The 20,416-nt window shown below is 31.0% G+C and carries 21 protein-coding genes and 1 other RNA gene; 11 read left to right on the top strand and 11 right to left on the bottom strand.

Annotated features, from left to right (window positions below):
• Positions 1-100: 100 nt before the first annotated feature.
• The 7 genes from EBB51_RS04040 to EBB51_RS04010 all read right to left on the bottom strand — a co-directional run bounded on the left by EBB51_RS04040 (position 101) and on the right by EBB51_RS04010 (position 6,954).
• The gene (locus EBB51_RS04040) at positions 101-1,474 is read right to left on the bottom strand and encodes a HAMP domain-containing sensor histidine kinase (RefSeq protein ID WP_123053279.1); all 1,374 of its coding nucleotides are present in this window, start codon (positions 1,472-1,474) and stop codon (positions 101-103) included.
• Positions 1,465-2,124 carry a response regulator transcription factor gene (locus EBB51_RS04035; RefSeq protein WP_123053278.1) on the bottom strand — a complete coding sequence of 220 codons (660 nt, stop codon included), beginning with the start codon at positions 2,122-2,124 and terminating at the stop codon, positions 1,465-1,467. Before EBB51_RS04035 ends, EBB51_RS04040 begins: the two co-directional genes overlap by 10 nt.
• A gap of 15 nt (positions 2,125-2,139) precedes the next feature.
• The gene (locus EBB51_RS04030) at positions 2,140-2,901 is read right to left on the bottom strand and encodes a lantibiotic immunity ABC transporter MutG family permease subunit (protein ID WP_123053277.1); all 762 of its coding nucleotides are present in this window, start codon (positions 2,899-2,901) and stop codon (positions 2,140-2,142) included.
• A 1-nt stretch (position 2,902) separates the two neighbouring features.
• Positions 2,903-3,655: a lantibiotic immunity ABC transporter MutE/EpiE family permease subunit gene (locus EBB51_RS04025; RefSeq protein WP_123053276.1), complete on the bottom strand. Its 753-nt coding sequence runs from the start codon at positions 3,653-3,655 to the stop codon at positions 2,903-2,905.
• Position 3,656: 1 nt separating this feature from the next.
• On the bottom strand, positions 3,657-4,364 hold the full coding sequence (locus EBB51_RS04020) for a lantibiotic protection ABC transporter ATP-binding protein (protein ID WP_123053275.1): 708 nt from the start codon (positions 4,362-4,364) through the stop codon (positions 3,657-3,659).
• Positions 4,365-4,506: 142 nt separating this feature from the next.
• Positions 4,507-5,901, bottom strand: a complete 1,395-nt coding sequence (locus EBB51_RS04015; RefSeq protein ID WP_207667291.1) for an amino acid permease — start codon at positions 5,899-5,901, stop codon at positions 4,507-4,509.
• Positions 5,902-6,006: 105 nt separating this feature from the next.
• Positions 6,007-6,954, bottom strand: coding sequence for an AEC family transporter (locus EBB51_RS04010; protein WP_123053274.1), 948 nt, complete (start codon positions 6,952-6,954; stop codon positions 6,007-6,009).
• Between the two features lie 190 nt (positions 6,955-7,144).
• On the opposite strand from EBB51_RS04010, the gene EBB51_RS04005 reads away from it, so the two are divergent.
• The 10 genes from EBB51_RS04005 to EBB51_RS03960 all read left to right on the top strand — a co-directional run bounded on the left by EBB51_RS04005 (position 7,145) and on the right by EBB51_RS03960 (position 14,439).
• On the top strand, positions 7,145-8,290 hold the full coding sequence (locus tag EBB51_RS04005) for a DEAD/DEAH box helicase (protein WP_123053273.1): 1,146 nt from the start codon (positions 7,145-7,147) through the stop codon (positions 8,288-8,290).
• Positions 8,291-8,380: 90 nt separating this feature from the next.
• Positions 8,381-8,570, top strand: a non-coding RNA gene (gene ssrS, locus EBB51_RS04000) — 6S RNA.
• A gap of 213 nt (positions 8,571-8,783) precedes the next feature.
• Complete coding sequence (locus EBB51_RS03995; RefSeq protein WP_123053272.1) at positions 8,784-9,146, top strand: DUF2089 domain-containing protein; 363 nt, start codon at positions 8,784-8,786, stop codon at positions 9,144-9,146.
• Between the two features lie 26 nt (positions 9,147-9,172).
• A complete protein-coding gene (locus EBB51_RS03990; protein WP_123053271.1) occupies positions 9,173-9,562 on the top strand; it encodes a hypothetical protein in 390 nt (129 codons plus the stop codon).
• 15 nt (positions 9,563-9,577) lie between these two features.
• A complete protein-coding gene (locus EBB51_RS03985) occupies positions 9,578-9,829 on the top strand; it encodes a hypothetical protein (protein WP_123053270.1) in 252 nt (83 codons plus the stop codon).
• Between the two features lie 700 nt (positions 9,830-10,529).
• A complete protein-coding gene (locus EBB51_RS03980; RefSeq protein WP_347560957.1) occupies positions 10,530-10,739 on the top strand; it encodes a FeoA family protein in 210 nt (69 codons plus the stop codon).
• A gap of 37 nt (positions 10,740-10,776) precedes the next feature.
• On the top strand, positions 10,777-10,998 hold the full coding sequence (locus EBB51_RS03975; protein ID WP_123053268.1) for a FeoA family protein: 222 nt from the start codon (positions 10,777-10,779) through the stop codon (positions 10,996-10,998).
• A 47-nt stretch (positions 10,999-11,045) separates the two neighbouring features.
• The gene (feoB, locus tag EBB51_RS03970; RefSeq protein WP_123053267.1) at positions 11,046-13,193 is read left to right on the top strand and encodes a ferrous iron transport protein B; all 2,148 of its coding nucleotides are present in this window, start codon (positions 11,046-11,048) and stop codon (positions 13,191-13,193) included.
• Complete coding sequence (locus EBB51_RS03965; protein ID WP_123053266.1) at positions 13,194-13,319, top strand: FeoB-associated Cys-rich membrane protein; 126 nt, start codon at positions 13,194-13,196, stop codon at positions 13,317-13,319. It begins immediately after the preceding gene.
• A gap of 442 nt (positions 13,320-13,761) precedes the next feature.
• Positions 13,762-14,439 carry an RsiV family protein gene (locus EBB51_RS03960; RefSeq protein WP_123053265.1) on the top strand — a complete coding sequence of 226 codons (678 nt, stop codon included), beginning with the start codon at positions 13,762-13,764 and terminating at the stop codon, positions 14,437-14,439.
• Positions 14,440-14,490: 51 nt separating this feature from the next.
• On the opposite strand, the gene yjeM is transcribed toward EBB51_RS03960, so the two are convergent.
• The 3 genes from yjeM to pepV form a co-directional block, all read right to left on the bottom strand.
• On the bottom strand, positions 14,491-15,990 hold the full coding sequence (gene yjeM, locus EBB51_RS03955; protein WP_123053264.1) for a glutamate/gamma-aminobutyrate family transporter YjeM: 1,500 nt from the start codon (positions 15,988-15,990) through the stop codon (positions 14,491-14,493).
• A gap of 204 nt (positions 15,991-16,194) precedes the next feature.
• Positions 16,195-17,421, bottom strand: a complete 1,227-nt coding sequence (gene pepT, locus EBB51_RS03950; RefSeq protein WP_123053263.1) for a peptidase T — start codon at positions 17,419-17,421, stop codon at positions 16,195-16,197.
• Positions 17,422-17,682: 261 nt separating this feature from the next.
• Positions 17,683-19,074 (bottom strand): dipeptidase PepV, encoded by a 1,392-nt coding sequence (pepV, locus tag EBB51_RS03945; RefSeq protein ID WP_123053262.1) that lies wholly within the window; start codon positions 19,072-19,074, stop codon positions 17,683-17,685.
• Between the two features lie 209 nt (positions 19,075-19,283).
• Between pepV and EBB51_RS03940 the strand changes: the two genes are divergently transcribed.
• Positions 19,284-19,748 (top strand): OsmC family protein, encoded by a 465-nt coding sequence (locus EBB51_RS03940; RefSeq protein ID WP_123053261.1) that lies wholly within the window; start codon positions 19,284-19,286, stop codon positions 19,746-19,748.
• 333 nt (positions 19,749-20,081) lie between these two features.
• On the opposite strand, the gene EBB51_RS13545 is transcribed toward EBB51_RS03940, so the two are convergent.
• Positions 20,082-20,297: a hypothetical protein gene (locus EBB51_RS13545; protein WP_150131716.1), complete on the bottom strand. Its 216-nt coding sequence runs from the start codon at positions 20,295-20,297 to the stop codon at positions 20,082-20,084.
• Positions 20,298-20,416: the final 119 nt, after the last annotated feature.

Genomic DNA, 20,416 nt, shown 5'->3' with positions numbered 1-20,416 from the left:
ATAAACTACTGCCGCATCATGATTGTAAGCTCCGTTTATACCTATTTTATGAGCTGTCTTTTCATCAAAATAATAAGTTAGCTTATCTGAAACTTTTTAATTATTTTTTATTTAACGGTATTTTTAAAACTACTCTTGCGCCGCCAGTTTCCTCAGAATTTGATAATTCCATAACTCCACTATGCATTTTTATAAATGAATTTGTAATAAATAGTCCCATACCATAATGATTCTTTGAATTTCTGCTCTTATCACCCCTGTAAAATTGTTCTGCTGCAGATTGCAATTCTTCCTTTGAAAATCCCTTTCCGCTGTCTTCAATTACAAATTCTAGGACTTTTTCATGTTCACGAATTTTGAAGATGAGTTTGCCATACCTTGGAGAATACTCAATTGCATTTGAAATAACATTCATAATAGCTCTGTACAAAAATTCCTCGTCTGCATAGAAAAGTTGTGGTATATTTTCCGCTTTACTTATAATTTCAAGATTTTTTTCAGAAGCTAAAGCCTTTTCCTTATCCATGATTTTTTCAAAAAATACTTTAGTTTCTATTTTAGCTGGTTTTAAAATGAGTGTATCCTCTGACTTTGTCATATCAATAAGCAGCCTTAAATATCTTTCAATTTCATCTGCACTTTTTAAAATGTAATCGTCATACTTTATATTATCTACTTCTCTGCTGTTTTCTTTAATTAATTCTGCATTTCCCTTTATGATGGTAAGTGGTGTCTTTATATCATGTGCTAGTGCAGAAATTTGATTTTTCCTTGACTTCTCCATATTCCACTGCTTTTCTAAAGAGTCCTTTAGAGCATTTTTCATGTCATTCAAAGAATCAATAACTTCTTCAATTTCACGAATACGAGAATGTTTTGATTCAAATTCAAGGTTCTTCCTTTTTATATTGTCAGTTACCTCCATTAAAATTTTTATTTCCTTGGAAAGGTATCTAGCAAACATTGCAGCTAGCAGCAGTACTTCTCCTGTAAAAAGCAAAAAAAACAGGGCTATTCCAAATAGCTTGGCATTCGCAAAATATTTTTTTAATAATGGACTATCAAATTGTGCTCTAATTGAATATTTAACAATACAAATGCCATCTTTTCTATTAAATAATTTATAATGACGATCATCAAGCATACTATTTTGATTGTTCTTCGCATCAATCCATACTTGTTTAGATTGTTCAACTGTAAAATTTCCATAGAGCATCCTGCCGTCTTTATTGTACACACCATAACTGCATCCCTCAGGTATTAGATTCTTTGTCACCTTATCTGCATTTAAAATTATACTGCTATTTTCTTCAAGCTTTTGCTCAGAGTAATTGGCAGGTAATATAATATGCTTTTCAATCATCATAATAAATAAAAAGGAATACACTGCTATAAGTAAAATTGTTGCAAAGCCAAAGCATAAAATATACCTGATAAATATACCTCTTAAAGTTTTCTTAGCCCTTAAACCCATTTGTATCCAATCCCCCAAACTGTTTCAATTGGAGAACAACTTACTTTTCCAAACTTTGCTCTTATATTTTTTATATGTTCAACAACAGCTGAACTATCACTTTCCCCATCAAAACCAAATACAGCTTCGTATATCTGTTCTTTTGAAAATACTTGTCCATGATTTATAGCAAGGAATTCACTAATTTCATATTCGCTCTTTGTCAAAGGAATAGGCTTGTCTTCTACAAATGCTTCTTTTGCTAAAATATTGAACTTTACCCCAGATACAATAAAACTATTATGCTTTTCCCTGTGTTCTCTTCTAAGGTGTGCTGCTACCCTTGAACGCAGTTCGTTAAGTCCAAATGGTTTTGTAATATAATCATCGCCGCCCATTCCAAGTCCTTTTACAATGTCTTCTTCCATGGTCTTTGCCGTCAAAAACAAAATAGGACAATCTACTAAGTCACGGATATTTTTACAAAGAGTGAATCCATCTATATTGGGCATCATAACATCGAGTAAAATCAAGTCATAATCCGAGCACTTTTGAACAGGAAATGTTGAAAAATCACTTACAGCAGTAACTCTATGCCCCTCTCTTGAAAGTGCTGCTTTTATAATTTCAAGAATACCTTTTTCATCATCAACTGCTAATATATTTGCCACATTTATCACTTCCTTTTAATTTTCACTTCTTCCTTCAAAATAGTTATACCATAAAAAACTTATTAAAAATAGCAATATAGTTGCAGCTAAACAACTATATATTCCACTTTGAAATTCATTCATTAAAAATAAATGCTTAACTTTACTAGTTTTTAAATTAATATAATAATCAGGTATTCTAGAACCCCAGCTGCATGGTACCCACTTCCAAATTCTATCTCCAAGTCCTGTAAGCATAAGTGCTGTAATCAAACTTTCTGCTATTCCAAGTCCTATAGAAACTCCACTTCCAAATCTAAAACTGCAGAGTAAATGTAATAAATATAAAAATACCTCACAAAACAATAAAATTAAAGTTATCTTTCCGTAAAAAACTGCACTAAATACATTTTTATGAATTAAAAATTCTAGTCCCAAACCTAAAATACCAATAGCAATAATAAGAGATCCTAATCCCATAAGGAGTAACATGCATATCTTACTAAAAAGCTCAAGTAATTTATGTCTTGTCATCAAAAGTTCTTGAAAATTTCCTGCATCAGCTTCCTGCTCCACAGCCATGGCACAGACAATGCCGATTATCAGTGGAAATCCAATTGATAAAACCTGTATATACAATTCTACTTTTGAAACATTGTCTGCAGTTAAAGGCATAGATGCATAATAAGCTGTAAACAAGATTGAAATTAATATTGGAACAATAATATGCATCCATACTATTGGAGTATGACGTATCTTTTGAAAATCTGCTCTTATAAGTTTAAAAAGTGTACCCATTTTACTTCGCCTCCTGTCCTTGATACCATTTTGCAGTTAAGATTGTAAGTATGAAAAATAAAACTACTGTAATTATAATTCCAGGTAAAATTACACTGCTTGATAGCAACTCTGGTCTAAACGTGGTATTTCCTTGAACAGCTGGAAGTCCATTTGGTAGGACTTTTATAATTGGACACATTAATCTAGCAGGAACTGCATATGGTATTGTCCACAGAACGTCTTTAACAGCAGATATTATTCCTAGTATAAAATAAGCAGCAATATTAATTAGTATTGTTGGAAACATTCCAATTTTATTCCCAAGAAATAAACAAAGTGGTACTTGCCATAAAAAAGTAATAATTAAAATTAAACTTCCTAATACTGCATTTGCAGCTGGAATTATTCCTAGTTTGCCAAAGTGAAAAACATTACCAATAACTATACATCCAAGTAAATGAATTATAGAAGCAAAAGCAATCATAAGTACGCACACAAGTATTTTTGATATCCATACTTTTTTAAGATCTACTGGAAGTGAAAGTACTGCCATGTTTTTCATTTTGTTATCTTTATCAGCAACTAATGCACATAACAATGATACCATTCCTGGAAGCAGCATTGAGTACCACCAGTTATATGCATCTATTTCAAAATACATAGGTGTTAACCCCAGGGAAAGAATTATTGCAAAAGTTGGTGCCAGAAAAATAAGTTTTCCTATAAACGTATGTTTTATCTTTAAATATTCTGATTTAAAATAGTTCCCCATACTATTCGCCTTCCCTTCTATATTTTCCAGCAACTTCTATGAACAGTTTTTCAAGGTTCTCTCCCTTTTTCATATCTCCTTGATATCCTAAAATTCCACCTGAAATAATTCCAATTTCATGAGCTACCTGTTCAACTTCACTCAATATATGACTTGACAATATTACCGTAATCCCCTGATTTGGAAAAGATCGAATTAATTCACGAAGTTCCTGTATACCAAAAGGATCTAGTCCATTAGTAGGTTCATCTAAAATTAAAAGCTTTGGATTATTTAAGAGAGCAATTGCAATTCCAAGCCTTTGCTTCATTCCCATAGAAAATTGATATGCTCTTTTTTTACCTGTGTTTTTCAAATCAACTATGCCAAGAACTTCACTAATTCTCTCATCAGGTAATCCCAAAACTGTTGTACGCACTTTTAAGTTTTCCCTTGCAGTAAGATTTCCATAAAGTGGTGCATCCTCAATTAAAGCTCCCATATTTTTTAAATCATTTCTACTCCATTTATGACCTTCAAATAAAATTTCTCCACTACTTGGACGCAGCATTCCAGTTATCATCTTTAATGCTGTGGACTTTCCTGCTCCATTTGGTCCAAGCAGCCCATAAATAGAATTTTTCTTAACTTTAAGTGATATATTGTTTACTGCCATTTGTTCTTTAAATTTTTTACAAAGATCTCTAGTTTCTAAAATAAAATCATTCATCCTTATCATCCTCCTCATTTGATTAAATAATAATTTATAATTATAAGGATTTTATAAGGGATGAAAAATTTGATTACTATATATAAATAAAAAACCTTCAATGAAAATTCATCGAAGGTTTTTTATTTACATATTCATATTTTTATGTGTTACTAATTTTTTTCTTTTCATAGTTTCTAAAGAATGCTAACCCTACCGCTAAGAATACAACAGGACCTCCTATTAATTCTGATTCGTTGACTATTATATCCTTCATTGTCTTTAAATCTGCTGATGGTATAAGTGCCACAGCTATTGCAAGAACAACTGAGAAAAATCCAAGTGCTGTAATTAAGTAAGCAAATCCATTACCACCAGGTACTCTAAATGGTCTGTGCTTATCTGGATACAGTTTTCTAAGCTTTATAAATGAAGGGAATATGAATAAATATGGTATAAAATAATTTATTGTAGTCATAAGAACAAGAATTCCATAGAATGCATTTACTGATGGAAGTAATGATGTTACAAGTACTATAGCAGTAACTATACAAGCCTGTATAATCATAGCATTTGCAGGCATATCATTTTTATTAAGTTTAGTAAAGCTTTTTGGAAGTACTCCTGATTTTGTGCTTTCAAATAACATCTTTATAGGACCCACTATCCAAATACTAAGTCCGCCAAAGTTTCCGATGGTAAGTGATATTGCAACTATTGCAACTATACCTGGAATATTAAGTTCATCTGCAATAAGTTTAACAGCATCCATAATACCACTTGCAGTACCTATTTTGTCTGGTGCAATAATAAATGTCATTGCAACTGTTCCTAATATATATACTCCAGCTATTAAAAATGCTGAAATAACAATAGCCTTAGGGAAAACTTTTTGTGGATTTTCTGTTTCACCGGCTAAAATTGTAGTAACTTCAATACCAGCCATAGCAAACATTAATGTTGATAAAAATGATATATTTGATTTTGAACCAAGCTGAGGTATTAAGCTGTGTAATGAATAATCAGTTGGTATAGGTCTTTTCCAAATAAATACTGAAGCTATTCCTAGTAAAATTATTATAAGACCTGGTAAAAGGGTTCCCAATGTACCACTTAAGTTTGAAAGCCATTTTCCTACACTTGTTCCTTTTAAGTTGATTAATGTTACAACCCAGAAAACAACTAATATTACACTGCATACATATAATTTATTGTTTGAGAGTTTTGGATCTATTAAGAATGCAATAACGACTGCTATAAAGGTTAATAATGATGGATAATAAAATAAGTTCGTCGTCCAATAAAACCATGAGGTTATAAATGCCGGTTTTTCACCATATGTATTTTTAACCCATACATAAAATCCTCCTTCATCTGGCCATGTTGTTGCAAGTTCTGAAGCTATTAAACTAACAGGGATAAAGAAGAACATTGCAGCAAGTATCCATAAAGTAATAGATGATGCTCCATATCCCGCTGCTATAGGTAACCACCTAAGTCCAATAACTGCAGTAACATTCATAAAGACAATATCCCAAAGTTTCATTGATTTTTTCAAATTACCACCTCTTTCATAGTAACATCTTATATTCTACATAATACCGCAAATCATGCAAAAATTAAACAATATTATTTATTAATTTATTGACTCTTTATAGCTGATTTACATAATAAAGTTAAAACTCTTTAATATAAAGATAAAAAATGTCAAAGTAAAAGCTGATAGCAATGTAGTTACTACAATAATACTTGAGGTTAGGACACCATCGTTATTCATATTCTTCGCCATTATGTAGCAGCTTGCTGTAGTTGGAGACCCAAGCATAATAATTAATGCGACAAGTTTTTGATCTCTAAACCCAAAATATACTGCCAGCGGCAAAAATATGGCAGCTTGAGCCACTAATTTTATAAAAGAAGCTGCTAATGTTAGTTTTATTTTTACAAGAGCTTTTCTTCCTTCAAAACTAGCTCCAATAGTAACAAGTGCTAGTGGAGAAGCCATAACTGCAAAATTTTTGAGTGTTTTATCAATCATTTGAGGAAAATGGATATTTAATAAAGATATTATCATGCCTAATAAGATTCCAATAATTATAGGATTTTTCATGATATTAATACATGCTTTTTTTATATTGTCATTTCCTTCTTTACTATTTTCACCTTCAAAAGTAAGTACAATAACAGAATATATATTATAAAGTGGAACAGCACCTATAATCATCATAGGTGCCATACCAGCATTTCCATAAATATTTTGCACAAATGCAATTCCTAGTACAGCTGCACTTCCACGAAAAGATGCTTGGACAAAAGCTCCTGTCATAGAAGGATCCTTCATGAATTTTTTAGTAAAAAACCAAATTGACCAAAAACAAATCGATGTAACTACTGCACAAAACAATATATACTTTGCATCAAAATTTTTAATTATGTTAGTAGACCCTATATCAGTTAATAATAATATTGGTAAAGTAACTTTAAAATTAAACTTATTGGCTACTTCTATAAAATTATCATTTAACATTCCTATTTGTTTCAATACGTATCCTACTACAATGACTAAAAATACTGGCACAGTTGCATTTAAACTGTATATTAAACTTTCCATTTTATAATTCCCACCCTTCCAAATCCGCAACTGAATTTTGTCCAACATACAAATCTTATCATGAAAGATGAGATATTTCACTTAAAAAATAATTTTTATAGTTTATACTGTCAAAGCAATTGAATTTTGCTATTGTGGAATACTACAAAATATAGTATTGTAGTCTTTATAGTAATCTTAGGAGGCAAAAATGGATAATTTATTTGAAGAAATTGGTTTAAGTACTTCTATTGTAGAAGGCTTAAAAAAATTAGGCATTAAAATCCCAACAGAAATACAAGAAAAAGTTGTACCACTAGCACTTATGAATAATGATATTATAGGTCAATCTAAAACTGGGAGTGGAAAAACACTTGCATACTTACTTCCTTCTTTTCAAAGAACAGATACAGAAAAACGAGAAATGCAAGTTATTATTCTTGCTCCGACTCACGAACTAGTTATGCAAGTGTATAGAACTATAACTTCTCTATCAGAAGCTTCAGGAGTAAAAGTTAGATCTGCTGCAGTAATTGGCGATACAAATATAAATAGGCAAATTGAAAAGTTAAGAGAAAAGCCCCACATCATAGTTGGAACCCCTGGAAGAACCTTAGAGTTAATTAAAAGGAAGAAAATATCTGCTCATACCATAAAAACAATTGTAATAGACGAAGCCGATAAACTTCTCGATGTTAACAATGTTAAAGTAGTAAAAGATATAATTAAAACTACATTAAGAGATAGACAACTCATGCTGTTTTCCGCAACTATGTCTTTAAAAACTCTTTCTACTGCAAAAGATATTATGAAAAATCCTCACATAATACGTATAGATAGTAAAATAGAAGTAAATCCAAATATAAATCATTATTATTTCACTTGTGAGCAAAGAGACAAAATAGAAATTTTAAGGAAACTAGTTCATGCAATTAATCCAGATAAATCTATAGTTTTTATAAACAAAAGTGATGATATAAATATTACAACTTCAAAATTGAAATATCATAAGATTAAAGTAGAAAGCCTTCATGGTACAAATATAAAAGAAGATAGAAAAAAGGCACTGCAGGATTTTAGACTTGGCAAACTTCAACTTTTAGTTGCTTCTGATATTGCCTCAAGAGGCCTTGATATAAAAGGCATAACCCATGTTTTTAACCTTGATATTCCAGAACAATCCATTAGTTATCTACATAGAGTCGGGCGCTGTGGACGCGGCAGCAATCATGGTACTGCTATATCCATCGTTTCTCCTAGAGAAGTTTCTCTTATCAAACAATATGAGAAAAAGTTCAAAATAAAAATACTTCACAAATCAGTATATAAAGGAAAAATTGTAGATGCTAAAGAATAGGAACCATCAAAATGATGATTCCTACTTATCATTACTTTCTATTACAAATTATCCTCTTGCAATGATAATTTCAATGTGTTATTATAATTACGTAATCTGAAATATTCGCTAAGCTTTTATTTTGAACCTACATTTAAACATTGGGAGTTCAATATTTAGGTGAGGATATATACTTTCTTGTGAGTCCTTTTAGGCATTGAAGGCAATAGATACATTTGTGAGAACACCCCCCTATCGAGAGATAGGTGTCAAAATTAAAGTACCGGTATTTTGGATATAAGAAGTAAGTTCAAAGTCAATGCTGAATTAAGCATTGGCTTTTTTCATTTACACTTATAAAATATTAATATATTAATTTCAAACTTAAAATTATAAATTTAAAAGTTAATAAAGCCAATATATTTAAAGGTCAATATTAAAATACTTAATTTTAATATTGATTTTTTTAATTTTGAGTAGTATATTATAATCATACAAAGGAAGGAGTGATAACTTGGCATATAAGGTTATTAATAAATGTCCTGTTTGTTCATCCAAACTTTTTATTTCAAAATTAAAATGTCATAAATGCGGTACTGTAATTGAAAATGATTTTGAAATGTCAAAGTTTGAATATCTTACAGACGGTCAATTGAAATTTATAGAAGTGTTTTTAAAAAACAGAGGAAATATAAAAGACGTAGAAAAAGAACTTGGAATATCCTATCCTACTGTAAGAGCTAAATTGGATGAAGTCATAACTGCTCTTGGGTACAACGTAGAAAAAACACCATCAGTAGATAAAAAGAAAATAGTTGATATGCTCGATAAAGGAGAAATAACCTCCGACCAAGCAATTAAAATGTTAAAGGAGTAAATATTAATTTAAAGGAGAGTTTTAAAATGAGTGAAGAAATGTTAAAAATATTAAAAATGGTGGAAGAAGGTAAAATAACTTCTGATAAAGCTAAAGAACTCATAGAAGCACTCGACAGCAAGAATACATCGATTGAACCTTTGAATAATATATCAGATGATACTGATATCATAAATAAAATGCTTAAAATAAGGGTTAATTCAAAAGATGGTGATACCGTAAATGTTAATCTTCCTATTAAATTTATAAAAACTGTGCTTAAAACTATAGGAAAACTTCCTATACCAGACAATATAAAAGGAATGGAAAGTGTAGATTTAAATCTTATTTCAGAGGCAATAGATAATGGACTTTCAGGAAAAATAGCAGATGTAAAAAGTGCAAATGGTGACATAGTAGAAGTTAGTATTGAATAGAGGAGAAAATAACTTATGAGGATATACATTAAATCAGGAAAAATGCGATTTATAATACCAATGCCAAATGTATTTTTAAAATTGGGACTTTCAATTGCAAAAGCTTCATTTGTGCAAAGGTACATTCCTGAAAAGGATAAAAAATATGTAAATATAAATATGTTAGAAAAGCTTTCAAGTTGTATTAATATTTTAAAGGAATACAAGGGTTTAAAAATTGTAGACGTTCAATCAAAAGATGGGGATCATGTCAGTATAACCTTATAAAGAAAATTATAAAACACTTTTATAATGTAGTCATAGCATTCAATAGAAAACTATCTATATTTCTAATAAACATTACAACTCACTTCTTTTTTATTATTCGTAAAATCTTTACCCGATAGGGTGCGTTTCTAATCTAACTTAGTTTTCTATTTTCCCTTAACAGGAAACCAAATTAGTAGATATTGATGTATCAACAGACTTCTCAGTAGTTGCTATACTAGCACCTAACGGCTAAAATAATTAGGAGTCAATTTTAATTGTTCGTGTTTTTTAATGGACTTTTGGTGATGCCTATTTTTATTGATAATATTTTTTATAAAAACTTATTGACTTTTACTAGCTGGTCTATTTCCTAATTTTAAATTGATTTAGTCTAAATTCAATACAAATTACTTAAATATTAAAGCATTTTTATTATATTTTTTCAGATCTAAACTGCTACAGACTTTTCCAAAAATATTATTTACATTGTTTTTTTTATGTGCTATAATGACATTGAAAATCATTATCAACACTATCTATTATTTAATTTTATAGTATGTGCTGCTAAAAAATAACACTGATAATGACTTTCAATATTATTTAAGTTAAATCATTTGTACAAATTTTATTACTATAACTACATAACTCTATGTGTTAATACTTACAATAAAACTTTTATAAAAACATATATAAAATTTATTAGGAGGAGGAATTTATGATACCACTTACTATGTTGAGAATTGGAGAGACAAATAGCATAAAAAATATTGTAGGAAATGACAATACAAAGTGTCATCTTGAGCATCTTGGTTTTGTTGCAGGTGAAGCTGTTACTGTAGTCGCTGAACTTGCAGGAAATTTAATTGTTAATGTAAAAGATGCTCGTATTGCCTTAAGCAAATCAATGGCAAATAGAATTATGGTATAAATATAAAATACCATTTTAGAAAGGAGATAGATTTTGTATGAAAACACTTAAAAATGTAGAATGTGGTGACACAGTTACTGTAATTAAACTTCATGGGCATGGTGCTGTAAAAAGGAGATTCATGGATATGGGAATCACTAAAGGTACTGATGTATATGTAAGAAAAGTGGCACCTCTCGGTGATCCTGTAGAAATTACAGTAAGAGGTTATGAACTCAGTCTGCGTAAAGAAGATGCATTGATGATTGAGGTCAGCTAAGATTTATCTTAAGATTTAAGGCTTAGATGCCAATAGGAGGTATATAAATGTCAATTAAAATTGCTCTTGCCGGTAATCCAAACTGTGGTAAGACGACTATGTTTAACGGGCTGACTGGCAGTTCTCAATATGTTGGAAATTGGCCTGGCGTTACTGTAGAGAAAAAAGAAGGTAAACTCAAATGGAATAAGGATATTATAATTCAAGATTTACCTGGTGTATATTCCCTTTCGCCATACACACTAGAAGAAGTTGTTTCAAGAAATTATTTAATTAATGAAAAGCCAGATGTAATCATTGATATTGTTGATGCTACAAATATTGAAAGGAATCTATATTTAACCACACAGCTTACCGAAATAGGTGTTCCTGTTGTAATGGCTTTAAACATGATAGATGTAATCAGAAAAAATGGCGATACTATAGATACTAAGAAGCTTAAGCAAGAGCTTGGCTGCGAGATTGTTGAAACTTCGGCAATAAAAAGTATTGGTTCAAAAGAAGTAGTTACTAGTGCTATAAAACTTGCAAAAGAAAAAAGTATAATTTCACAGAAAAGCATCTTTTCAGAAGATATTGAAAATGCACTATCAAAAATACAAACTGTAATTCATGAAAAGACAGATGAAACAAATGCTAGATGGTTTTCAATAAAATTATTTGAACATGATGAAAAGGTAGAAGATCAAATATCTCTTTCACAAAATGATAAAAAACAGATTGATAGTATAATTTCAGTTTGTGAAAAGAAATTTGATGATGACAGTGAAAGCTTGATTACAAATGAACGTTATACTTATATATCGGGACTTATAAAAAAATCTGTACATAAAAAAAATACATCAGGACTTTCAACCTCTGATAAAATAGATAGAATTGTCACTAATAGATTTTTAGGGCTGCCAATTTTTGTATTAGTAATGTTTCTAGTATATTACTTATCTATTTCAACCATTGGAACTGCGGGTACAGACTGGATAAATGACAACCTATTTGGCAATTTTGTTCCTAACAATGTTCAATGGTTTTTAAACACAATAGGTACTGCTGATTGGTTAAATTCTTTCATTATAAATGGTATAGTAGCTGGTATAGGTGCTGTAATTGGTTTTCTTCCTCAAATGATGGTATTATTCTTATGTCTTGGTATCTTAGAAGACTGCGGATATATGGCACGTATAGCTTTTATCATGGACAGGATTTTTAGAAAATTTGGATTGTCTGGAAAATCATTCATTCCAATACTTATAGGAACTGGATGCGGTGTCCCTGGAATCATGTCAACTCGTACAATTGAAAATGATCATGATAGAAAAATGACAGTCATTGTTACAACATTTATACCATGTAGTGCTAAACTCCCTATTATAGCTTTAATGGCTGGTGCTTTGTTCCCGGGATCAATATGGATTGCACCTTCAGCTTATTTCGTTGGAATATCTGCAATTATTATATCAGGAATTATTCTTAAGAAGACTAAATTATTCTCTGGAAATCCAGCTCCATTTGTAATGGAACTTCCAGCGTACCATGTCCCTAGTGCAAAAGGAGTTTTACTCCATGTTTTGGAACGTTCAAAAGCATTTATGAAAAAAGCAGGAACTGTAATACTATTTGCAACCACTTTAGTTTGGTTCCTAAGTTCTTTCACTTGGAATCTCGAAATGGTAGATCTTGAAAAATCAATGCTTGCAGACATTGGAAATGTAATTGCACCTATATTCGCGCCTCTTGGTTGGGGACACTGGAAAGATGCAGTTGCAACTGTAACTGGATTAATTGCAAAAGAAAATGTAGTTGGAACTTTCGGTATACTCTACGGGGCAGCAAGTGTTTCTGAAAATGGTGCTGAAATATGGAGTCAACTTCATGCAGCCTTTACACCACTTTCAGCATACACATTCCTTATGTTTAACTTACTATGTGCACCTTGCTTCGCGGCAATCGGAGCGACTCGTACAGAACTTGGTTCAAAAAAATGGCTTGCATTTTCAGTAGGATATCAAACAATATTTGCTTATATAGTATCACTTATGGTATATCAATTTGGCTCTGTTCTCTCAGGAGGGAGCTTTGGTATAGGAACTATTGTCGCTATAATATTACTTGCAGGATTATTGTACATGTTATTTAGAAAACCTACGGAGAACGTAGTCGAATTTGATAAATCCATAGATCAAAGGGAGGTAGTATAAATGGCAACCTTTATAGTTTGCGTAGTTCTATTTGGCTTAATCGGATTTTCAGGATATAAAACTTATAAATCTCATAAAAATGGCGGTGGCTGCGATTGCAGCTGCCCAGGTTGTAAGAAGCATTAAATTTTTGTAGATATTTCTAGTAGTTCTTCTCAATCAAAAATAACCGACAACACTATATGTATAGTCGGTTATTTTTTTAATTATATTTTAAATTATGATATAAGACCATTTAAATACTCAATATCATTCGTTAAATTGCATATTTGATTTTTAACATCATCCGAATCATTTTTAATTTTTGATATTTTATCTGCGGATTCACTAGTCTCAGCAGCACCTTTATTATTTGATCCTGCTATCTCATTAATTGATTCTGAAACAGTACTTATATCCTCCGTTGATGAAGCTGTTTCTTCAACTATTTAAGAACCGTAATAAGCTCATTTTTAGCAGACATTATGGTTTATTATATAAATTTAAAAATTTCACCAACTAATAAGAATAATAGTATTATTAATAAAATAGATTATACTATAGAAATTATTATTGAAAGGAATTGTAAATGTTTTATGATTATAATCTTTTAAAATTCAGTTGTCCATTTATCAGCTGCCTTTCTAGAAGTGAACTAATTAATGCTGTTCCCTTAAATGAAGCAAATATAAAACCTGAAAAATTTACTATAAAATATCCATTCATCACAAATTCTAATAACAGCGAAATAATAAATAAAATAAACTCGTCTATCATAAATGAGGTAGGTAAACTTTTTACTTCTCAAGTTTTGCTTCCAGAAGAAGTTGATTTTAATGAAGTTTTAGGTACTTATGATGTAATGTTAAATAAGAACAATCTTTTAAGTATATTATTTAGTATGTACACTTATATAAATAAGGCTGCTCATGGATTTACAGCTTATTCTTCAATAACATTGAATGTAAAAACAGGACAAGTGTATAACTTTAGTGATTTATTCAACCCCAGAATTTATTATATAGGCTTTTTAAATGAACTTGCTAAGCAATATATAAAGGATAATAATATTACATTAATAAATGAATACAAAGGAGTAACCCAAGATCAGCAGTACTACTTAACTCCCAATTCTTTAGTACTTTATTATCAAGTTTACGAATACACTCCATACTACTACGGACTTTTTAAAATTGAATTACCATACAATAAAATAAGGAACCTTTTAGGACCAACTAGTCCAATAAATATGCTTATAAATAGTTAATCAAATCATATAATTTTACCCAGCACTTTTAAAAATGCTGGGTTAAAGATATTATTGTAATTCTCTTTTTTGTTTCTTTTCATATGATCCATATATAAATAAAGCAATTACAGTAAAGAATACTGGACCTACAATCATCCATATTGTATCCTTCAAATCTCCACGTACTGCCGGTTCTATTATTGTAAAAAAGTTAGCAAATCCTATAGTAAATATAACCACTACAGTAATAATCCATGTCCATGTATGATTCTTATAAACTTCAAAAGGTTTTTTAATATCTTTATTCTTTTTAAAAGCAATAAATGCACCTACTAAAAACATATATGGTAAAGTCATTGCCACGTTAGTCATATTTACTAGTATAGCAAAGAATTTAGCTGCTGCATCTCCTCCAAAAGATACTAGCACTATAAATGCTATTACAAATGCACACTGAACCCACATAGCATTTTTAGGTATCCCATCTTTAATTTCAGCCAATTTTCCCGGCCATAATTCTTTTGGCGTACCTTCTATTAGCTGCTTCAATGGTGCATAGCATAATGTGAAGAATCCTCCTGTTAATGCCAAGAACATAGATAATCCTGTATATCTAGCTGCCCAAGCTCCTATTGTCAATGAAGCAGCTTGACTGCATCCAAAGCTTTGTCCTATTTGGTATCCCAAATTTTGCATTGTTATATAAGCAACATTAGCTAAGTTTACATTTTTTAAAGACAATACTTCCTGCCAATTAGTAAATATACCGCATAAAAATATACCTAAACAATATCCTACAGCAATAATTGCTGCTGCTAGAATAACACCTTTTGGAAATGTTACTTCTGCTTTTTCAGTTTGATCTACTAATCCTCCAACAGCTTCTATTCCACCATAAGCAAATAATGCAAAGACTAAAAATGATAATACACTAATGCCGCTTTGATAAGATGGGTTTGGTGACTGCGTAAAAGCTATCGATGATACAACTGGTTGAGCTAAATGTCCGCCATTTCCTATTAAAACAGCTGCTGCTCCAATTAATAATACAATATTTAATAATGCCACTGCAGTACCGCCTACTGAAGTTACCTTTGTTATTTTTTCTAATCCCTTAGATGCTGTTAAAGTTACAACTAAAATCCAGCAAATTCCTAATACTCCTAATGTTTGAGTAGAATTTAATCCAAACAATGACCAAACTGCTGTTTTGTCGCTTCCAAATATTGCATTTGAAAATGGTATCCATATCGTTGAAGATATATTGACCATCCAAATTATATAAGCAGCATACCACATGAATGTTCCTATAAAAGCATATTTGCCTCCAACGGATTTTTCCATCCATGAATAAATTCCGCCCTTTTCACTTTTAAATGCTGCTCCATATTCTGCCATCATGAATGCATAAGGTATAAAAAAAGTTACTGCAGATAAAATATACCAAGGAATTGCACCATATCCCATTAAATAAAATGCTCTAGGTATATTTGCAAATCCAAATACTGATGTAAAAATCATTAATACAAGTGCTGTTAGTGTCATCTTTTTTTGCTGACTTGACTCCATCTTTTTCCTCCTGAATTTATCTTTTGTTTTACTTACTAGATTTTCTCATGTACTTATACACTTCTATATTGTATCATTTTTTTAAAGCACGATAAGCATCTTAAGGTATTATCGATCATGTAACTTTACCCAGCATCTTTAAAGATACTGGGTTTTTGAAAAATCTTAAGATATTTCCGCTCAATTTTTGTATTGCTTTACGTACTACATTTCTTCATATAACTGTACTATTTTAAGTATTACTTGTACAGCTTTCTCCATGGAATCTACAGGTATATACTCAAGTTTACCGTGGAAATTATGTCCGCCATTAAATATGTTTGGTGTAGGCATTCCCATAAAAGATAATCTAGCTCCATCTGTGCCTCCTCTTATAGGTTGAACTTTAGGAACTACATTTGCTAATTTCATTGCTTTAAAAGCAGTGTCTACTATATATTTTACAGGTTCAATTTTTTCCTTCATATTTCTATACTGCTCTTTTATCTCAATTTCAACTGTACCTTTGCTATATTTTTTGTTTAAACTTTCTGCAGCATTAGTTATAAATTGTTTCCTCTTTTCAAACTTCTGAGCATCAAAATCTCTTATTATATATTCAAGCTTTGTCTTCTCTACTCCACCATTAAGTGTAACTAGGTGATAAAAGCCTTCATAGCCTTCTGTAGTTGCTGGAGTTTCATTCTTTGGAAGCATGTCCATAAATTCTCCAGCAATAAGCATTGAATTTATCATTATTCCTTTTGCAGTTCCTGGGTGGGTATTTCTTCCGTTAATAATTATTTTTGCACTTGCAGCATTGAAATTTTCACATTCCAATTCTCCAATAGCCCCTCCATCCATTGTATAAGCTAAATCTGCATTAAATTTTTTGACATTAAAATGATCTGCTCCTTTTCCAATTTCCTCATCTGGAGTAAATGCAACTTTGATGTCTCCATGTTTGATTTCCGGATTTTCTATTAAAAATTCCACAGCAGTAACAATCTCAGCAACCCCTGCTTTATCATCAGCACCTAAAAGAGTAGTTCCATCTGTAGTAATTAGTGTTTTTCCAACGTAATCCTTTAATTCTGGAAAATCCTTTGGAGAAAGAATAATATTTTTTTCTTCATTTAAAACTATATCCTTGCCATCATAATTTTCAACAAACTTGGGATTTATATTCATTCCTGAAACTTCTGGACACGTATCCATATGTGCAATAAACCCTATTTTAGGAATTTCCTTTTTAACATTGGATGGTAATACTGCCATTACATATCCATTTTCATCTACTGATACTTCACTCATTCCTATTTGCTCTAGTTCTTTTACTAATTCTTTCGCTAGTACCAACTGCCCTGAAGTAGTAGGAACTGTATTCATAGATTCATCTGACGCAGTATTAAATTTCACATACTTAATAAACTTTTCCACAACTTTAGACATATTTAACCCTCCTCATAATGCCCCTAGATATTTTTAATAATCAGTATAATTATATATACATTTTTAAAATTGTTAGGGTTCATACTTCTTTTACTTCTATCCAAGTATCGTTGAATCCTTCTTTTTTGATTCTCAATATTTTGTACGGCATTATAAATGCAATCCACCTAAAGTATGAATTATACATATATGTTAACTTTATTATATCATTATGCTAAAAAAAATAGCACAAAATTCTCGTGCTATTTTTTTAATACAAAATTATTTTGCAAGTTGATATATTGCATGAGCATATATTTTAGCATTCATTATTAGATCCCCAATTTCAATATATTCATTAGCTTGATGATCAAGGTCTGGTTTTCCAGGGAATATTGGTCCAAATCCAATTATATTTGGAAGCTCCTTGGCATAAGTTCCTCCACCTATTCCATAAGCTTTTCCTTCTTCACCTGTCTGCTCATTATAAACCTTAAGAAGATCTTTAACTAACTTACTATCTTCTGGGAAGTAAAGAGGTTCATCTGGGGCTACTCTTTCTATTTTAGCACCGCACTCTGCAAATTTCTTAGACATGATATCCATGATTTTTTCACCTTTCATAGTAACAGGATATCTCATATCTATCCACAGGTCTGCTGTCTCTTCATTGATTTCAGTAACTCCAACATTTACTGATAACTTTCCTGATGGTTTATCCTCACATGCTATTCCAAGAGAAGTACCATCTGTTTCAAATCCGATATACTTATTAGCACAGTTTATATAATCTGCAAGAGAACAAGTATCTTTTAGGATAGTTCCTAAAAAATCAAAAGTCTGCATAATAGCATTTTTACCTAATTCAGGCATACTTCCATGTGCTCCTACTCCGAAGGTATGTATAACTACATTTCCATTAACAACTTCAGCTTTCATATTGTAACCTTTTTTGCTTGCAAATTCCTTTACTGCTTTAATAATACCTTCTGTATCCTTTGCAGCTATTACGGTTTCGCATTTATCTGCAACCATATTAGGTCTTATTCCACCTTTTATTGACTTAATTGCTATTTCAGAATTGCATGAATTTAATTTTTTAACAAGATGAAATCTTCTTATACCTTTTTCAGCATTTATAAGTGGATACATAGCATCTGGTGTAAATCCGGATACTGGAACCTTTTCCTTTTTATTATAAACATGCATTTCGGAACTTCCAGTTTCTTCATTTGTTCCAAAAATAACTCTAACTTTCTTTGAAAGTGGCAATTTTGAATCTTTTATAGCTTTTAATCCAAAAAGTGCTGCCATTGTTGGAGCTTTGTCATCTAATGTACCTCTTCCAAAAATCTTATCTTCATGGATTTCTGCTCCATATGGTGGATGAATCCAATTGTCTCCTTCTGGAACTACATCTAAATGTCCAAGAATTGCTACATAATCTTCTCCTTCGCCATATTCTGCATATCCATAATATCCATCTTCTTCTTTATATGTGTGGAAACCCAGACCAGCTGCTATTTCAAGAGCCTTATCGAGTGTTTTTGATACACCTTCACCAAAAGGCATACCTGGTTTTCCATCTTCTAGAGTACTCTTAATTCTAACTAATTCTTGAGATGCTTTGATAAGTTCGTCTTTCATGTCGTCAATTTTTTTATTAAGTTCCATATCTGTTCCCCCTCTTTATTGTTGCCCCTTCAAAGGGTAATATAAATTTTGCCAGTATCCTTTACCAAAACTTATATATACTAGCATATATAAAGTTTATACTATTTTTTGATTTTTTTCAATATGCCTAAATTATTATTTCGAATTTACCCATTTGTCATAATAATTTAACTTTGTTTTGAAATAATATATTTGAAGGAGTGATTTTAATGGCATTAACAACTATAAAAGCAGCAGTTCAAAAAAAGAATGGAATATCAGTAGAAGCACAATCTGGTGAATTTAAAGTTTTAATAGATCAGCCAATAGAATCCGGCGGAACAAATACAGGTATGAATCCTGCACAACTTTTGCTTTGTGCACTAGGAGGCTGCCAAGCAATATCCACGGCATCGTCTGCAAGCAAATATGGAGTAAATATAGAAGACTTATCAATTGAACTTGAAGGTGATATAGACCCAAATGCTTCTATGAGTTCTTCTAATTCAAGACCTGGGTATCAAGATATAAGATTTAATGTTCACATAAAAACCAATTCTCCAGAAAGTAAAGTAATAGAACTTATTAGATCTGTTGAAAAAAAATACCCAATGGGAGACAGCATAGCAAATGGCGTTCCAATAGAACCAGCTGAAATTACAATAGAAAGGCAAGTACAATATACAGGTGTATAAATAACAGGAGGCAGAAGTCAGAGGACAGAGAAGGTTGATTTTTTACAGCGCAGCGGAGAAAAATCCTCCTTTACTGTCCTTTGTCCTATGTTTTTTGTCCTCAAATAAAAGCAGAGAGGTGAAAAAACTGGATTATATAACGAATTAAGGTCAATAATAGGCATGTGTGGTTAAATGCTTTCAGAATTAACCTCTTACAATAATATTCTCAAAATGTTACAATATAAAAAATAGTATAATTAAAATTTATTACTATAAAATCTAAATTGGTTGAATTACTTAAAATGGGTAAAGAAAATTCTGACGTTCTTTAAGAATATCAGGGTTCTCTAGTCACAACCTGTCAATAAAGTCATAATGACTGCCAACACCAGGAACATCGTCAGATGAAACACCAATGGAATAACAAAAAATAGGTGTAACCCTAAGAAAATCAATCCATTTTGAAATGCTGTGATATCCAAGTTTAGGCATAAAAATAAATGAACGAAATATTTCCTGCTGTTGGTTAGATGGCTTACCAGTATTAGAAAAACAAGGTTCAATCAAAGGTTTGATAACATCTAAATCAAGAATATAAAGTTTAGAGAAGTTTTATTCTAGATATAGAATAACAATAAATTGTTGATAAGGAATGATTGATATTTAGCATGAGAACGCCAGATACC

Origin of the sequence: Clostridium sp. JN-1 (assembly GCF_003718715.1) — a bacterium.
Lineage (GTDB): Bacteria > Bacillota > Clostridia > Clostridiales > Clostridiaceae > Clostridium_AV.
This window is presented reverse-complemented; position numbering and strand designations above follow the sequence as displayed.

Coding starts and splice junctions, on each gene's coding strand:
- EBB51_RS04040 (WP_123053279.1), bottom strand. CDS start 1,474: ATGGGTTTAAGGGCTAAGAAAACTTTAAGAGGTATATTTATCAGGTAT.
- EBB51_RS04030 (WP_123053277.1), bottom strand. CDS start 2,901: ATGGGTACACTTTTTAAACTTATAAGAGCAGATTTTCAAAAGATACGT.
- EBB51_RS04025 (WP_123053276.1), bottom strand. CDS start 3,655: ATGGGGAACTATTTTAAATCAGAATATTTAAAGATAAAACATACGTTT.
- EBB51_RS04020 (WP_123053275.1), bottom strand. CDS start 4,364: ATGAATGATTTTATTTTAGAAACTAGAGATCTTTGTAAAAAATTTAAA.
- EBB51_RS04010 (WP_123053274.1), bottom strand. CDS start 6,954: ATGGAAAGTTTAATATACAGTTTAAATGCAACTGTGCCAGTATTTTTA.
- EBB51_RS04005 (WP_123053273.1), top strand. CDS start 7,145: ATGGATAATTTATTTGAAGAAATTGGTTTAAGTACTTCTATTGTAGAA.
- EBB51_RS03990 (WP_123053271.1), top strand. CDS start 9,173: ATGAGTGAAGAAATGTTAAAAATATTAAAAATGGTGGAAGAAGGTAAA.
- EBB51_RS03985 (WP_123053270.1), top strand. CDS start 9,578: ATGAGGATATACATTAAATCAGGAAAAATGCGATTTATAATACCAATG.
- EBB51_RS03975 (WP_123053268.1), top strand. CDS start 10,777: ATGAAAACACTTAAAAATGTAGAATGTGGTGACACAGTTACTGTAATT.
- feoB (WP_123053267.1), top strand. CDS start 11,046: ATGTCAATTAAAATTGCTCTTGCCGGTAATCCAAACTGTGGTAAGACG.
- EBB51_RS03965 (WP_123053266.1), top strand. CDS start 13,194: ATGGCAACCTTTATAGTTTGCGTAGTTCTATTTGGCTTAATCGGATTT.
- EBB51_RS03960 (WP_123053265.1), top strand. CDS start 13,762: ATGTTTTATGATTATAATCTTTTAAAATTCAGTTGTCCATTTATCAGC.
- yjeM (WP_123053264.1), bottom strand. CDS start 15,990: ATGGAGTCAAGTCAGCAAAAAAAGATGACACTAACAGCACTTGTATTA.
- pepT (WP_123053263.1), bottom strand. CDS start 17,421: ATGTCTAAAGTTGTGGAAAAGTTTATTAAGTATGTGAAATTTAATACT.
- pepV (WP_123053262.1), bottom strand. CDS start 19,074: ATGGAACTTAATAAAAAAATTGACGACATGAAAGACGAACTTATCAAA.
- EBB51_RS03940 (WP_123053261.1), top strand. CDS start 19,284: ATGGCATTAACAACTATAAAAGCAGCAGTTCAAAAAAAGAATGGAATA.